Source organism: Brevibacillus brevis, from assembly GCF_900637055.1.
Taxonomy (GTDB): domain Bacteria; phylum Bacillota; class Bacilli; order Brevibacillales; family Brevibacillaceae; genus Brevibacillus; species Brevibacillus brevis.
Genome location: NZ_LR134338.1, coordinates 1,818,997 through 1,835,819 on the forward strand (window position 1 = coordinate 1,818,997; position 16,823 = coordinate 1,835,819).

Consider the following 16,823-nt stretch of genomic DNA (forward strand, 5'->3'; position numbering starts at 1 on the left):
CAGTTTATTCTGTGGTGTTGGCAGTTACGATGTTAGAATGTGGCGATTCTCCGTAACTGTTGACTGCGGTAATGTAATAGGTGCTGCCATTCGGTACGTCTGCTGCGTGTGTAAAGGTTGTGCTAGAGACTGTACCGAGTAGCAAATAGCCGCTTGCTGAGTCTGGGCTAAAATATACGTTGTACATCTGCTCAGACGAGCTGCTTCCTTTCCACTGTAGCTGCCAACCGTTTGGCGTATTCTTGATGGACAAGGATTTCGGAGCAGCAGGTGGTGAAGCGGAATCTGTGTCTGTATTCGTGCCTCCTGATCCATCTGCTGGGTTAGTCGCAGTTCCATCTGGATCTGTTTGACCATTCCCGTTATTGTCCGTCGGATTCGGGATGCCTGTTTCCGTACCTTGGTTCGGATCAGGCAACTGCCATGTCTGTGTAGAACCGACAGAAGCGATTGCGGAAGGCTGCGATTCATTGCCAGCGATATCCACAGAAGTGACATAATAGCCTAAATCGCCATGGGTTGCAGTCGTATCGGCAAAAGTCAATTCGGATGGATCTTTCACAGTCGCTACTTTGACAAAGCCGTTCTGCACATCAGCGCGGTAGATGCGATAACCGACCAAGTCAGCTTCTTTGGCTGATTGCCAGGTAAGCGTAATTTGCTTGCCTGAGCCTGTGGCTGTTACACCGCTTGGCGAAGCTGGCGCTCCACCTGCCTCTGTGCGAGGGTCTTCCTTGTCAGGCAGGCGTTGCTCCCAATCCGGTGGTTGGGTGGCGACCCTACTGTTTTTCGCTTGAATTTGCTCCTTGGTTGGAAGCGGGTCAGGTGAGCGGTAGAAGACGCCTTCGGTAACAAAATCTTCAGGTGTCCCTTCCTTCGCCAAATACCGTTCGCCATTATACGTAATGACGCGTGCTTTTTGGTGGGCATCGTCCACCTTTGTCGGAACGAATTTGCTGTTGAATATATCAGTGATCAAATGGCCAGCTTCTTTTGAAAGCTCACTCGGCAAAAGACCTGATTTCGAGTCAACAGTCGCACTGACAATTCCTGCCGGCTTTTTAAAGGTGGAGTCAGGAGGTGAAAGGTTCGGATGCTTCGCAATGACATCCTTCATGACCTTACCCCATACGACCATCGGAACATATTTGTCCGCGTCTGGCATTGGATATGGCTCGTCAAAGCCAACCCATACCCCCATGGACAGCTCTGGCGTGTAACCGACGAAATAGAGGTCGTTGCTGTTGTTCGTAGTTCCGGTTTTACCTGCCACATCGACTTTGCGCGGCACGTATTTGCGGATGTGCGTACCTGTACCGTTATTGACAACGGAACGCATCAAATCAGTGATCAAGTAAGCTGTTTGCTCGCTGTACACTTGCACAGGTTTGGTTTCATGGCGATAAATGACTTTTCCAGTGTTATCTTCAATTCGGTCAATCAGATAGGCATCCACGAAAGAACCGTGATTTGCGAATGTCCCATAAGCGTTTGTAATTTCCTCGACAGTTGTTCCGTAGGTAAGACCGCCAATTACGCCAGTGGCTGCATAGTTGTCAGCATCCACCAATGTTGTGATTCCCATTTTCTTCACGTATTCGAGAGCCGTTGGAATGCCAACTTTCAAATACGTCTTGATCGCCGGAATGTTCCAGGACATCCGCAGCGCTTCACGGGCACTCATCATCCCTTGCCATTTGTTGTTCCAGTTCTTAGGTAAATGGGAACCGTTCTGGCCGTCAGCGAGTAGCACCGGAGCGTCATCGATTGGGGATGCTGGCTGGAGCAATCCCAGTTCAAAAGCAGGAGCATAAGCTGCAAGTGGCTTCATGGCCGAACCAGGCTGACGAGGTACAGTGGCGTGGTTTGTCTGTTCCACCTTGAAGTCACGTCCCCCGATCATGCCGAGGATGGCTCCTGTTTTGTTGTGAATCAGCATTGCGCCGACTTCTTCCAGAGCATTTTCGATTTTTTCTGTTTTGCCGTTAGAGCGACGAATCGTATAGGTGCGATTCTTACCGAAGTTTTTCGGATCGGCTGCAACAGCCTGCATGATGTCATATACGCTCTTGTCGATTGTGGTATGTATCTTGTACCCTTTTCGCAGGATGTCGCGACGTTTCTCTTCAACCAGCTGTCGGTATTCGTTGCGGCCGATGGTTGATTTGTCTCGACCTTTTTCCAAGAGGTCTGCGTCCACAAGCTGACGTGCGGCACGATCTTCAATTTCCATCATCAAGAAAGGTACTTCTCGATAAGCTTGCTGCGTCGGCTTTGCCAGCTGTGCCTTCAAATCACTGGCGAGAGCTCCATCATATTGGGTTTGTGTAATGTAGCCATTTTCCAGCATGCGATCCAACACCATTTTTTGGCGTTCCTTCCCGCGCTGATAGCTTTCTGCACGGAATGGAGAGTAGGCGCCTGGGTTTTGAATCATGCCCGCAAGATACGAACCCTCAGCGAGCCCGAGCTCTTTTACATCTTTGCCAAAAATCCCTTTCGCGGCAGCCTGAACGCCGTATACGTTTGATCCGTTGGCGTTTTTTCCGAAGTAAATTTCGTTCATGTAGGCTTCCAGAATCTGATCCTTGGAAAACATGCGCTCGATCCGAATCGCGGTAAAGATTTCACGGGCCTTACGGGTGTGACTAACTTCAGCAGAAAGGATTGTATTTTTTACAAGCTGCTGTGTAATCGTACTACCACCTGTTACGACAGGCTGGTTGGTAAATTCCTGAATCGCTCCGCGCATGGTGGATTGAAGCGAAACTCCGGAGTGGTGGTAGTAGTTATGGTCCTCAGTTGCGATGATGGCATTAATCAAATAGGGAGAAACGTCTGCTTTCTTCACCAAACGTCGATCGCCTTCTTCGGCCCGCAATTGGCCGATCAGAGAGCCGTCGTTGTAGTAGGCGAATCCAGTCAGATAGTTGGTGAAGATTTTATTCTCCAGTTCCTCCTTGCTGCGCACAGGCTCGTCCTTCACGAGTGCGGCAACATAACCTGTCACGATTCCTCCCGCGACTGCAGCTCCCATTAGCCCTAGTACGAAGACGATTTGGATGATGACCCAAAACGTCCTGCCACGGCTTCTGCGTCGCTTTTTTTTCGTCGATTCAGAGGAAGATGTGTGGTTATTCGACATAGTCTACGACCCCCTAGCATACCACCTGATTATACCATACGAGGAACCTAGAGGATAGAAGATGCGTAGGAGATAGCAAAATGTGTCAAAAACCGTTGAAAATTGTCAACGGCATGTGAGATGAATACATAAAAAAAGAGTAGGCCGACAAGCGGCACTACTCTTTTTCTTTTTATCCTCAGACGATTAACGGCTGTAGAACTCAACGATCAGAACTTCGTTGATTTCAGCTGGCATTTCTTCACGGTCTGGCAGACGAGTGAAGGTACCTTCAGCAGCAGCATCGTTGAATGTAACGTAGTTCGGCAGGAAAGTGCGGCTTTCCAGAGCGTCCTTGATCAATTGCAGACCACGGGACTTTTCACGAATGGAGATTACATCACCCGGTTGTACGCGGTAGGATGGGATGTTTACTTTTTTGCCGTTTACCAGGAAGTGACCATGGTTTACCAACTGACGAGCAGCTGGGCGTGTTGGAGCAAAGCCCATGCGGTATACCAGGTTGTCCAGACGGGATTCCAGCAATTTCATGAAGTTTTCGCCCACTACGCCAGCCATTTTGCTAGCATTGTCGAAAGTGCGGCGGAATTGTTTTTCGTTAAGGCCAAACATGTGGCGCAGTTTTTGCTTTTCTTGCAACTGGATTCCGTACTCGCTCAGTTTACGACGGTTGTTGTGACCGTGTTGACCTGGAGGGAAGTTGCGTTTGATGTCTTTTCCTGTACCATCGAGGGAGATACCCAGACGACGAGCCAGTTTGTGACGAGGTCCTGTGTAACGTGACATGTTTTCATTCTCCTTTAATATGGATTCGCAGGTGTTTACTTCCGGCAGGTTAGTTCCTACTTTATCTACACGAACTTCGGACGGTAGCGTTTCCGCATCGTGCTCCTCACAGATGATCAGCCGCAGTCTGTAAAGGGAGGGAACTAAGAGGGTACATCCTTCCGTTTTTACCTACAATCAATGCTACCCTGTACACATACATTCAATAATACTAGGCGCGATATAGTAAAGTCAAGGGAAAAGAAGCGCGCCATCCGTCGCAAGAAGTGGGATGGATGGCGCTTTTTGGGTTTTATTTTCGCAACAAAGTAACCGGACCGTCTGGAGTATCCCGTTTTTCGAGGAAGCGGGTAAAAGTAATGGCTGCATCGGCACGGGGGACGAGGCTTTGCGGCTGGAACTTTTGTTTGTCGGTTGGCACGATACCGAGTGTAGTCGCAATGATGATCGAACCGCGGTACTTCGAATTGGCAATGTCTGAGAGCTGGGACTGGAACATGCCAGGGAAGTCCGTCAGTTTTTTGTAACCAAGTGCACGAACAATCATATCAGCCAGCTCTTCACGTGTAATCGTCTCATTTGGGTTCAGCTTGGAAGCATTTTTATCGAGAAGTCCTCGATCAACAGCACCTTCTACGGCTGAGAAGAAGCGCGAACCATTTGCCACATCGCTATAGGTGGCCTTTCGTTCCAGAGAGTACTCCGGATAGTGTCTGCCTTGGTTGAGACTGATCATGAGCATTTCAATCATTTCGCCGCGTGTAATCGGTTTTTGCGGCATGATATTGCCGTTTTCAAGCGTTAGTGCGTCGTATTCATACATCAGCAAGAGTTCCTTCTCCGCTGGATGACCCTTTAAATCGGCAGGAGCAGGACGATGCAGCGCAATTGTTTTGCCAGTAGAGGTGGAGCTCCACTCGCCTGTTACAGCGTCAAGGTAATACGGCTGCTCAAACGGCGTCATTGTCGCGCGATAGACGATCTTGGCCGTTCGCTTCGGTGTGTAGGAAGGCTGCTCTTTTGCGCGTTTGGCATCCTCAGGAGTAAGAGGGACGAGGGCGTATACTGCCTCTGCTTTTGTCTCGGTCCACCACTTCTCGCTCGCTTCGGCAGCAGGCAGGTGCTTGGGAACTTGTGTCGGGTATGTTTCGCTGCCCAAATCAGCACTGTAACTCAGCAGATCACCTGTTTCTGTGTCAAACGTGAAGTAGGCAGAGCCGCTAGCTGCAGCAATTCCATTGATAAAACGCTCAAATCGGATCTGCGTCCGTTCGGAATCAACAACGGGTTGGTTTTCCTCTTCCACACGCTCTGTCCAGTAAAGCTGGTGGGCCATGGTTGGCGCCAAATCGCGAATCGTTTCCATCGCTTTTGCCTTGAGTTTTTCCATGTTTGGTTTTTTAGCAGCGGATGTTTTTTCTTTATGGCTACGGAATTCCTTGTTCAATCGGTAGATGTCCCCGGTTACAGCATCCACGGAGACATACGCAAATCCGTCTTCGCTGTTGCCTTTTTCACCGAATTCGAGATCCCAGACAGGACGATTGCCACGGTAGTCTCTTTCATTGTAATTGGCAGAGCGAAGCTCGTAGTTGGACAAATTCAATGCTTTCGATGCCCATTGTACAGCTTCCTCTTGGGAGAGCGGTTGTCCGCTGCGGCGTGCAGGTAGGACTTTGCTGCTTACAGGCTCAGGATCTTTCGTTGGTTGATACGGGGTCAACGATTGTGTCAATGCTTTGCCAGTCTCTGCATCCATGTAGAAGGTGAAAGGATTCATATACCCTAGAGATGGCTTGTTATTTTGCGTCTCCACCCGATCCCACGGCAGCAGGTAAACTGGTTTTGGATTCGCTTGTTCTTTAAATAGTTTCTCGGCTTCTTCTTCCGAGATTTTCGTATCCGTATCCTCGAAAGTCACGTCGTTCCACGACAGAGAATAGTTGGTCACTGTGCCGGAAGCATCCACCGTGATATCTGCGCCGTTGTCGGGAAAGAGAATGCCGTCCACGTCACGAACAAAGCGGAAATTATAGAAGACTTCCGAGTTCAGCGGAGTTTTTGGCTCTGGCATATCGCGGGTATACAGTCTTGTTTCCGCTGCTTTTCCTGCATTGTTTTTCTCGAAAAAGCGCTTCGCCTGCTCTTGCGCCTCTATATAGGAAATTCGTTTTGCATAGGGAAGCGAGGATGATTCCTGATCATGACGCGAATAGGAAGTCAGCTCGCCTGTATTGGCGTGAATACTGACGCTATAGGATAGAAGAGTTTTTCCGTTTTCTGGATCTTTCTTTACCCAACTAAACGACCATTCTGGAAATGGGCGCCAGCTATCCGCTGAACGAAAAGACACATTCTGCACCGTCATCCCAGCGGTAGGCACTATTTTTGTGGCGAGTGCCAAGGCTGCTTCCTTGGACAGCTTTGCTTTGGCTTGTGCCACAGAGTCTGATTGTGACACAGTAGTCGCCATTTTATTGGTACTCACATGAGGTGATTGTGCATGCGCTTGTGCCACAGGCAGCAACAGACTGGCTGATAGAACAAATGAGCTAGACCGCATGATCCACGGTTTCATAGGAACCCCTCCAACGATGTCATATTCTTCTTATCACCTCTGACGAGAGGAAGTAAAAGTTCGTTTCAGTTCAAATCCATGAAAAAAAGAGTGTGGTATTAACAGAAAGGAATGAAATATAGGAATTTTGTACCAAATGTTTTTTTATCAATCTAGAATTGTGAACAGGCATCTTATATAATAAGAAATACTATCCACAGAATACAGACCGGTAAGGAGATAAATCGTTTTGGAAACCATCATGTATCTCATTCGTCATGGAGAGACGGAGTGGAATCAGATTCGTCGTATACAAGGCCACAGTGACATCGCATTGAACGAGCTCGGGGTACGCCAGGCCGAGCAAGTTGCAGACAGGTTCCTAGGCGAGACGATTCACGCTTTTTATTCGAGTGATCTCAGTCGTGCGCGTGATACGGCTGCCAAGATTGCTGGTAACTTCCAATCCTCTGTTTCTACGCGGACTACTTTGCGGGAGCGTTGCTATGGGGAGTGGGAGGGGCTTACCTATGAAGAAATACGTGAGCGATTTGAGAATCAGGATGAAGCCTCCTGTGGAATTGAGACATTCGAAGACATGCAGCGTCGAGCTGTAGCTGCCATGACAGAAATAGCAGGGAGCCATCCAGGTGAGGCGATTGTCGTTGTCTCGCATGGCGGTCTCATTAATAGCTTCTTGCATTATGTGACGGTAGGAGAACAAGGAACGGGGATCACACGTATCGATAATACCGGTATTACGATATTTCGGTATGTAGATCGCAGGTGGGAAGTTCTATCCGTTAATGATACAGACCATTTGAAAGCTTGAGAAAATGCTGAGAGAGGGAGTTTCTCGTGTCAAGTAAAATGTTGGGGAAGTTAGAGACGGTCTTTTCCTACACGGCCCATTTTATCTTACAATCTTGGCCGGAAAAGCGCCCAGGCATCCTTTTCTTGACAGATTCCGGGGGCCGCGTAATCAACTTCATGGAAATGCAGGTTGGTCCATCTCGGAATTCTCAAGGGCTTACTCTGCAACACGATGTATCGATTGGCAAAGTCTTTGATTTTATTTTAGAGGCACTTTCTTCCAAAGAGATCGTAGTCAAAACGAGAAGTGAAACGAACAACGTGTGTGGAGCCTTTCCTTTGTGTGAAGAAGATGGAAGGGTTCGTGCTGTCATTGGCATGATAGCGCCCGAAGACCAAATCCATTTCGATTTGTCATCCTACATGCGCGGGCTAGAGCCCTTGATTCGCATGGGATATGATGCTTATATTCAACACGTCACGAGCCAGATTGTCATGGATTTGACGCTGCATGATACGACCAAAGAGCTGCTGCAAAGCTTGACGGGTCAGATCAGTGACATTATCCAAAAAGGCTATTGTTCGGCCGTAAAGCTCGCGGACAATGCCACGTTGATTCCGCAGGAGAGTGTAACCACGCAGGAGGCCGAAGTTGGACAAACCCATATAGCCCAACTGGTTTCGAGATTCGGTACGACACAAATCATGCCATCCATTTTGGATGACCACAGGCTTGTCGTCGTTCCTGTCTCCTTGAACCAAACGCCGCTCTACGCACTGTTTTTGCATCTGCCACCCGAAGAGACAGATTGCGTGTACGATGAGCGGGATGTTGCTTTTTTGCAGGAGGTAGGGGCGAAGGCAAGCTGTGCGCTTTGGCGTTCGATCATGTCGGACGACCTGCGCCGTGAAGCGAGCAAAAAAGATTTGTTGTATCAGTTGATGTCAAAGATTCAGGCATCGATTGATGTGAATGATGTTTTGCATGAAATCGTGACGAGCATTCCCAGCCTTTATCCGTACTTGTCAGCAGAACTTTTCCTTACGGTTGAACCCAATGCAACCACCCCGGTCAAACAGCTTTCTTTTCAAGAGGTAGAGCCGTCTACCAGTACCAAGGCCTATTTGGAAGGACGTCTCATTGCCGAAGAAGTGGGAGAAGGGGAGCAACAGGTGACAGTGATCGCAGCGCCACTCTTGGGCAAGCAAGGAATCTACGGAGTTTTGCAAGTGACGTCCGATCAGCGAATCACCTTGAATCAGCATGAAAAGGACTACATTTCGATCTTGGCGGATACTGCTGGCACTGCGTTTGAAAACGCACAGCTCTATCAGCAATCGCGTAATTTAATTCGAGAATTGCGTTTGATTAATGAGATGGCACGCCAGCTGAACAGAAGTCTTGATTTAAAGGAAATTCTCGATTTTGTTACGACGATGATGCGGGCTACCTTTGATGCGGAGTTTTGTGCCATCTTGCGAAAAGCGCCGGGAGAGGATTGCTTTGATGTGCTCTCTTCCTCCATTCCAGCGTTTAATGGCATGGCTATCGATTCTACAGAAAAGCCATTTCAGCAAATCTTGCAAAGCAAGCAGGCATTGTTGCTGGCTCAACCAGGGGCAGGACCGCTTCCTTTTTCGCTCTTTTCGTGCTGTTCCTTCATGGGGGTTCCGCTCGTTGTCGAGGGTGAGATTAGTGGAGTCCTTTTAGTCGCAGATTCCCGTTATCATTTTTTTAGTTTTGACGACTACAAACTCCTCGAAATATTTGGCCAGCATGCGAGCTTGGCAATGACCAACGCCGTCCTGCATAATGAAATGGAACGAATGGTCATTACGGATAATTTGACAGGTCTGTACACGAGAAGACATTTGAATGAACGAGTAAGAGGATCATTACAAAAAGACAACTATGGCTCGTTGATCTTGATCGATATTGATTATTTTAAAACCGTGAATGATACATTTGGCCATCAGGTAGGGGACGAGGTGCTGATTCAGGTCTCCAATCTGATTCGACATAGCATCCGAGACAGTGATATCGCGGCAAGATGGGGCGGAGAGGAACTCGCTGTTTATTTGCCGCGTGTGGACAAAAACACCGCGCATTCCGTGGCAGAGCGCATACGGGAATGCGTCGAGCAGGAGACGTCTCCACAGGTCACGATCTCGTGCGGACTAGCGAAATGGAGCAGGGAGATGGATGTAAACCTGAGTGTAGAAGCGCTGTTCCATCAAGCAGATATTGCTTTGTATGAAGCCAAAAATTCAGGTAGAAATCAAGTTGTTCTCGCCTAGAGCCAAAACAATGGCTCTTTTCTCTTTTCGGAAAAAAAGGCAAAAAACTTGAGAGGTAGATAAAAAATGACAACGAATGATGGCAAGCAAAGGATCGCGACGCAAGTAGCACCTGATATTTTTTGTCTGGAAATACCTACGCCTTTTGATGTGGGGGCAGTAAACATCTACTTGCTAAAAGGGGAGCGCTTGACCTTAGTTGATGTAGGTCCATTGACCGACGATGCGTGGGCGGCCTTGACAGAAGGCTTAGAATCGATTGGGGTAAGCGTGCAAGATATCGATCAAGTCATACTGACGCATCATCATGTGGATCATTGCGGGCAGTTAGAAAAAGTACGGGAACGATCGGGAGCGAAGACATTTGCCCATCCGCAGGCAACGCCTTATGTACAGCAGGATGAGCAGTTTATGACTTTTCATGATCAGTTTTTCGAAGAGCTGTACATCCAGAGCGGTGTACCAGAAAAAATGATGGTCATTATCTCGAAATTTCACAAGCTGATGAAGACGTTTTCTGCGCCAAGCCAGATTGACGTCCATCTGAAGCATGAGCAAAAGGTACCGTACTTGGAGGACTGGCAGGTACTTTATACGCCGGGACACAGCCAAAGCCATCTGTCGTTGTATCGGGCGAAGGATCAAGTCATGATTGGTGGCGACCATATCATCAAGCGAATTTCATCCAATGCCTTCATTGAACCACCCCGGAATCGCACGAGTACAAGACCACTGACCTTGATCCAATACCGTACAGCGCTGCAAATGTGTGCGGACATGGAGATCAGACAAGTCCTGAGTGGACACGGTGAACCGGTTTACAACCATCGAGAGCTCATACTTGCTCGTCTGCAAAAGAACTGGGAGAGAACAGACACGCTTCGCAGGCTTCTTGCAGATGGAGAAAAGACAGCTTTTGAACTGAATGCTCTCTTATTTCCAGGCTTGTACCAAAAAGAATTGCCATTGACGCTATCCGAGACATTGGGGCACATCGATTTGTTGATGATTCTCCATCAGATTGAAGTGAGAGAGCAGGATCGAGTCTTGTATTACCACCTGTAAACCTGATCGTCCAAGAGAGGCTTGCAAATAGAATAAGCCTATTCCTCCCCGGAAACGCTAAAAGGGACTATTACCCTGGGACTCCACATGAGGCTGATCTAGGGTAGCTGAGGGAGGGTAGCATCTATGCAGAAGTATTGGCCCATTTGCGTAATGGCTCTTGTATGTACAGTTGTTGTAGGTGGCTGTAATCAAATGAATGTGAAGCAGGATGCGAATACAATGTTTGAGCAGGTGCGTGACAAGTTCGATGCGCAGAAATCGTATGCGTTCTACGGGCAAACCAAGCTGTTGACGGCAAATAGTGCCAATGCGAACATGGTTAACTTTTCGGGCAGAAAAGATGGAGAGGCTGTTTACATGAACGTGAAGCTCTCTGTCCCAGAAGAAAACAGAGTGGACAACTTATCCTTGCTCAGCCAAGGGGACAAGCTGTATACCAAGCATGGACAAAACGAAGGCTGGAAACATGTCGCAGGGGATAGTCCGGCCCTGCATCAAGAAATGAACAACTGGAACCCCATCGCTTCGTTTCAGCAAATCGACGATATGAAACAAAACGTCCGGATGCTGCCAGATGAGAATCCAAATGACGATTTTGAGGCGCTCGGAGTCGTATTGGATTCTGCCAAACTAAAGAGCTGGCTTGTTGCCCAAATGCAAGAACAAACAAAGTCGGGAGCAAAAGTCCAATCGATAGCAGGGCGAGAGAAACCCTACATACCGAAGCTAAAGCTAGCGATGTCACTCTCGGAAGGCAATTGGAGAGGGACGCCTGCACAACATTCCGGACCCACGATTCAATCCAAGAAGAAGGTGGACGTAAACGAGCTCGTGAACCAGATGGAAGTGGAGGCAGAGTACACGATTCACTATAATAAAAAAACGATGCTCCCCACGAATATGACGATGTCCATTCGATCCTCGTACGATTTGAACGATCAGCGTGTAAAAGAGCATACGCAAGTAGAAACGTATTTGCAGCAATATGGAGCAGTTGCCCCCATCACAACTCCATCGAAAAAAAGCAAATAGGGAGTAAGAGTAATCAAGTGAGACGTTCCTCTTGCAAAACAGACAGGAGCGTCTTTTTTCTGTCAGGGAAAATTGAAAAGATGAGGTAACGCGCTCGATGCTTTTTACGTACTTCTTATGTGGAAGAAATTCTATGCGATAGCGGTTTTTTTCGATGGAATCAGCATTACGAGCAGGATACTGGAAAACATTGTCGAACATACAACAAGACTATCTTTTTTCGTCGAATAATCTGTACAATGGGAAAGATGCCTGATGGATCAGACGAAAATGCGTATTTTATCCGCAGCAGCGAAGCTTTTTGATGTTCATGGCTACAAAGGAACCTCCGTAAGACAAATTGCCTCTGTTGCTCAAGTAAATTCCGCGCTGATTTCCTATCACTTTGAAGGGAAGCAAGGAGTCCTGGAGACGCTGATTGCTTCTTACTTTGAGACGTTGTTTCGCCTTTTGGAAGAACTGGAAAACGAGCAGGAAAACATCCCTGCCTATCAACGATTGGAACAAGTTGTGCAGCTGTATTTGCAATTTCAATGTGAGCACGCGCCTATCACGCGTTTGATTCACCGTGAGCTGAGCGTAGAATCCATGCTTGCTCGTGAAGTGATGACGCTATATATGAGTCGATGGAAGCACGGGCTTTCGCGTGTGATCGAGGGCGGTGTCGTCTCGGGTGAGTTTCTGCCCGTCTCTATTGATCGTACAGTACTGGCTATGACGAGCCAGATGATATATCCATTTTTGCAACCACAAATGGTTCGCCAGGTCTATGATCTGGAGCCATCTTCCGAGGAGTTCGTCCAATGGCTGCAAACCTCGATTATGTGTTATCTGCGAGGTTCTTTGCTGCCCGCTTAGGCGTGGCCTCTCCCAATGAATGATTCTAGTAAGGGGATGTATGACAAGTGAAACGAAAACTATTCATGCTCTGTTTGGCAGGCATGTTGTTATATACGAATCCGGCTTATGCGACGCCGTTTCCAGATAAAAAAGACGAAGTTGTTCAGGACGCTGACAACTATTTGAAAAAAGAAGACAGGACCGCCTTTGCAAATTCATTGAACGGCATACCGGGCAGCTACAAAGTCGTCGTAGTGGAAAGCACGGCACCAGAAGCTGAATCTCCAGATATCTACGCACAAAAGCTGTTTGACAATTACAATTTGGCCGACGATGCCTTGATGATCGTACTCGACATAAACACCGAGCAGTTGGGGATTTACGCCGGTCCTTCTTTGCAGGCAAAAGGTGCCACGATGGCATTGCTGCATGACAAGATTGCGTCTTTCTATGAACCATTCCGTACACAAAAGCAGTATTTGACCGGGATTCAGACGTTAATTGCGGAAGTAAACCAAGAGCTTAGCCGCATCGAAAGCAAGCAAGCAACAGCAAATCCGGGTGCGACCGACGCTAGTAAAGCGGAAGAGAGCGAAAGCAGTAGCGCACTCGGAGGTATTCCATGGTGGATTTATCTGGTTGGGGCTGTATTTGCTGGGCTATCGATCGGCTTGATTTACGCGATGATCAGACGCCGGGCTATTTTTGCCCAAGTAGACGATGTAGAGGATTGGAAGGAAGAGCTCGTTGAGAAGATCAATGTCATCGAGGTGGAAAAACCGCTTCGCCGTTCCAGCGGCATGACAGAAGTCCGTTACCACCACTTGGCTGACAAAAAAGAAAATCTGTTGCGCATTCGCATCCCTGATGTGGAAATGATGATCCTCGATGCGGAAGAGGCTTGCGATCGCTTCCGTTTTACGTTGGCACTTGGCATGCTGAATGAGGCGAGAGAGGCTATTTCCAAAATTGAGGAAGAGCTGAATGAGCTAAAAACAGACACTTCCAAAGTGGCAGTTACCAAGCAAGAAAACAAGGTTGTTGTTCCTGAGATCGGAAAGCAAGTGGAGCAGATGGAACGACGCTTGTCCGATTTGCGTCTGGAGTACGGATTGTCTTTTCATGAATTGAAAGCATCGCTCGATGAAGTAGACACGATGCGAAAACTCGTGAAAACTGCGCGGACGGCAGGGGACGACATCGCAGCTTACGAAACCACACAAAAAGCGCAGCAAGTGCTAGAGCAGGTAGGACAAGCGATGGAGCTCATTCCAAAGCTTGTGCAACGCGTGAAAAAGGAAATGCCGGAAGAATTCAAGCATCTGGAGGAAGGAATTGAGCAGGCCGTTCGTGACGGCTTTGATTTAAAGCAGGATTCCTTGGACAATGCCCTCTTGCAGGCGAAGCAATTGGTCATGTCCGCGAAGAGCGCTTTGGAAGAGGGTAGCTTGGAAATGGTATTGACCCATGTCAAAGCGTTCGAAGTCCTCCTTGATGCGACGTATCAAGCGATAGAAGATGGCGTTCTTGCTCGTGATGAAGCAGCAGCGACTGTATATGCAGAAGCTGAACCGCAAATAGAAATGAATCAAAGCAAAGATGAGACAGAATTTGTGCAGGAAGAAAAGAGAGCAGAAGCAGGAGAGGTGGAACAGGATAATTCGCTACAGCAAGTAGCGGCGACATCCGCGGCTGTGGAGCCGGAGATTCGTACACCTGAGCCGACTCCAGCTAGCGAGACCGAGCATTCTACCAGTGAGGCAGATTCTGTAAAGCCGACTCCTTTCCAGCAGACGAAAGTGGAAGAAGAGCGAACGGTGCGAGGCAAATCCTCAGAGCTGAGTGAAGCTGAACGTTCCGTTTTGTTACAAGCGATTCCTCAGCTTTTCAATAAAAAAGCACAAAAGTCTGCTCCAACAGTCAAAGCTGAGGAGCCTGTGTACGAAGAAGAAGAAGAGTATGAACTGGTCATGCCGAAGAGTCAGCCTGAACAAGAAGAGATGATTCCGGAAGAAGAAGAGCAAACGTATTTGGTCATCGAAACGGAAGACGATGCGCTGGATGAACTGGAGCGAATTTCTAACACATTAGTCCGCGTGCGTCAGCACATCAAGCGGAGCTACTTGCCGGGGATTCCGGATCAATTGAAATACATGTTTGAAGAAGTCGTGCAGACGTTGGGCCGCGTGCAAACGATCATGGAGCAATACCGCTATGATCTGGAAGAGGTGGCTATGCTGGTTCAGGACGCAAGTGATTTGGTCGGCGAAACAGAGCGGATGGCAGAACGCATTATTACAACTTGTCAGATGGCAGAGGGTGCCATTCAGTATACCAACCGTTATCGCCGACAAAATCGCCAGGTCAATGAGTTGTTGACGAAGGCAGAGATATCATTTCGACAACTGGCTTTCGCAGAAGCCTATCAGCTTGCGGAGGAGGCCCGTCTGGTAATCGAAGGCGCACCAGCCGAAGAGGACAACCGTTGGCTTCTGCGTCGCAAGAAAAAGGGATGAGTCCGATGCTGATCTTTCCTCTCTTCTTACTGGCAGTTGGCATTCTCATCATGGTACAGCCGCGGACAAAACGTTGGCAATCGCGGATGAATGCTTATTTTCAAGGAGACGAAAGGCGCGTCAAGCAGCGTGCCAACACGTTTTTTCTGTTGGGCCTGGCCTTTTTGTTCGCTGGATTTGCGTATTTGTTCCGCCTTGTCGGATAAACCAATAACTACGAATAAAGCACCTGCTATGAAAAGATGGACTTGCCGTCTTTTGTAGCAGGTGCTTTTTGTTGGACAAAAAAAGAAGCATCGCTCACGCAGGCGATGCCCCATCTAGGAAGATAAAGGGAGTAAGGTCTGTTAAACCAGCACATTACAACTAGGGGGGAGTAATGTGCTGATTTCTCTTTTCATGAAAAGAGAACCTGATTCATAGTTTCCCCAATCCCTCTTGATCTAAACGTCATTCTCGTAAAAAAATTCGGATGCTTCCTGCGCACTATGCGTACCCGCAGAATAGCCAGACGAAAAGGCAATGGTGATGTTGTAGCCACCGGTATGGGCGTGGACGTCCATGACCTCGCCAGCAAAATACAACCCATCCATGAGCTTGGATCTCATCGAGCGTGGATCGATCTCTTTTACACTCACACCGCCACCTGTAATGAACGCTTCCTCAAGAGAGAGCGTCCCCGTAATGGTGAGTGGAAAAGCTTTGATCAAGCTCGTGAACTTGCTCCACTCTTGTTTCTTCATATGGCTGTAGGTCGTTTCATCTGAAATTCCTGCCATCGCAAGCAAGAGTGGGATAATCCGTTCGGGGAGGAAGCCTTTGATTGCATTTTTTACTGCCTTTTTTGGTTGCTCCTCGATCAGCTGCCAGCTTTCCGACATGATTTCTTCGGCCGTTTTGTCAGGCATGAGATCGATCGTCAGAGAAAGAGGAACCGCTCCGTATTTTCGTTGAGACACAGAGACATAATGTCCCATGCGCAGGGAAGCGGGGCCTGATATTCCGAAGTGAGTGAAGATCATATCGCCTTCCTGGGTGTTGATCTTTTTCCCATTGGGTGCATACAACGTCATCGTAATATCACGCAGCGACAGACCCTGGATTGATTTATCGCGAATAAAAGAGTCATTGGCTGTTAGCGGTACTTCAGTAGGATACAGCTCTGTGATCGTATGCCCGGCTGCTTTCGCCCATGCATAGCCATCGCCTGTAGACCCTGTCTGTGGTACAGAACACCCTCCGACGGCAATAATCACACAAGGCGCGGTAATTTTTTCACCGGATTGGAGCATGATGCCACCGACTCTGCCTTCCGAATAGATAACTTCTTTTACAGCGGCATTTAAATGAATGGTAGCACCTTGGCGCTTCAACAAATCAATCAAGGCTTGGGCGACTGTCACTGCTTTATCTGTGACGGGAAACATGCGGCCCCGATCCTCTTCTTTTAACGCGACACCCATCTCCTCAAAAAATTGGATAATCTCTCGGTTGCCGAATTGGGTGAGAGCACTGTACATGAAGCGGCCATTTCCCGGCATTTGTTTGATTAATTCATCTTGTTCCTTGGCATTGGTTACATTGCAGCGACCGCCGCCAGATATGATGAGCTTTCGTCCGAGCTTTGAGCCTTTTTCCACGAGACAGACTCGGGCTCCTTGGCCAGAAGCGGCAATAGCGGACATCAGCCCAGAGGGACCGCCGCCTATGATGATGACGTCATAATTGTATTGTGATCGGTTCATTTCATTCTCGTCCTTTGTTGTTT

At 48.2% G+C, this 16,823-nt stretch carries 11 protein-coding genes; 7 read left to right on the forward strand and 4 right to left on the reverse strand.

What is annotated here, in order from left to right; genetic code table 11:
• Positions 1–4: 4 nt before the first annotated feature.
• From EL268_RS09300 to EL268_RS09310, 3 genes are all read right to left on the reverse strand, one after another.
• Positions 5–3,145, reverse strand: a complete 3,141-nt coding sequence (locus EL268_RS09300; RefSeq protein ID WP_106654573.1) for a penicillin-binding protein 1A — start codon at positions 3,143–3,145, stop codon at positions 5–7.
• Between the two features lie 186 nt (positions 3,146–3,331).
• A complete protein-coding gene (gene rpsD, locus EL268_RS09305; protein WP_016742106.1) occupies positions 3,332–3,931 on the reverse strand; it encodes a 30S ribosomal protein S4 in 600 nt (199 codons plus the stop codon).
• A 292-nt stretch (positions 3,932–4,223) separates the two neighbouring features.
• On the reverse strand, positions 4,224–6,509 hold the full coding sequence (locus tag EL268_RS09310; RefSeq protein ID WP_106654574.1) for a YcdB/YcdC domain-containing protein: 2,286 nt from the start codon (positions 6,507–6,509) through the stop codon (positions 4,224–4,226).
• Positions 6,510–6,738: 229 nt separating this feature from the next.
• On the opposite strand from EL268_RS09310, the gene EL268_RS09315 reads away from it, so the two are divergent.
• From EL268_RS09315 to EL268_RS09350, 7 genes are all read left to right on the forward strand, one after another.
• A complete protein-coding gene (locus EL268_RS09315; protein WP_106654575.1) occupies positions 6,739–7,320 on the forward strand; it encodes a histidine phosphatase family protein in 582 nt (193 codons plus the stop codon).
• A gap of 38 nt (positions 7,321–7,358) precedes the next feature.
• Complete coding sequence (locus tag EL268_RS09320) at positions 7,359–9,599, forward strand: sensor domain-containing diguanylate cyclase (protein ID WP_106654576.1); 2,241 nt, start codon at positions 7,359–7,361, stop codon at positions 9,597–9,599.
• A 66-nt stretch (positions 9,600–9,665) separates the two neighbouring features.
• Complete coding sequence (locus EL268_RS09325; protein WP_106654577.1) at positions 9,666–10,664, forward strand: MBL fold metallo-hydrolase; 999 nt, start codon at positions 9,666–9,668, stop codon at positions 10,662–10,664.
• A 126-nt stretch (positions 10,665–10,790) separates the two neighbouring features.
• Positions 10,791–11,699 carry a hypothetical protein gene (locus EL268_RS09330; RefSeq protein ID WP_106654578.1) on the forward strand — a complete coding sequence of 303 codons (909 nt, stop codon included), beginning with the start codon at positions 10,791–10,793 and terminating at the stop codon, positions 11,697–11,699.
• A gap of 255 nt (positions 11,700–11,954) precedes the next feature.
• Complete coding sequence (refZ, locus tag EL268_RS09340) at positions 11,955–12,557, forward strand: forespore capture DNA-binding protein RefZ (RefSeq protein WP_056489372.1); 603 nt, start codon at positions 11,955–11,957, stop codon at positions 12,555–12,557.
• A 47-nt stretch (positions 12,558–12,604) separates the two neighbouring features.
• Positions 12,605–15,055 (forward strand): septation ring formation regulator EzrA, encoded by a 2,451-nt coding sequence (locus EL268_RS09345; RefSeq protein ID WP_106654579.1) that lies wholly within the window; start codon positions 12,605–12,607, stop codon positions 15,053–15,055.
• Entirely contained in the window at positions 15,052–15,261 is a 210-nt protein-coding gene (locus EL268_RS09350; RefSeq protein ID WP_106654618.1) for a hypothetical protein, read from the forward strand. The genes EL268_RS09345 and EL268_RS09350 overlap by 4 nt, the downstream gene beginning before the upstream one ends.
• A gap of 237 nt (positions 15,262–15,498) precedes the next feature.
• On the opposite strand, the gene EL268_RS09355 is transcribed toward EL268_RS09350, so the two are convergent.
• Positions 15,499–16,800, reverse strand: a complete 1,302-nt coding sequence (locus EL268_RS09355) for a BaiN/RdsA family NAD(P)/FAD-dependent oxidoreductase (protein ID WP_106654580.1) — start codon at positions 16,798–16,800, stop codon at positions 15,499–15,501.
• Between the last annotated feature and the right edge of the window lie 23 nt (positions 16,801–16,823).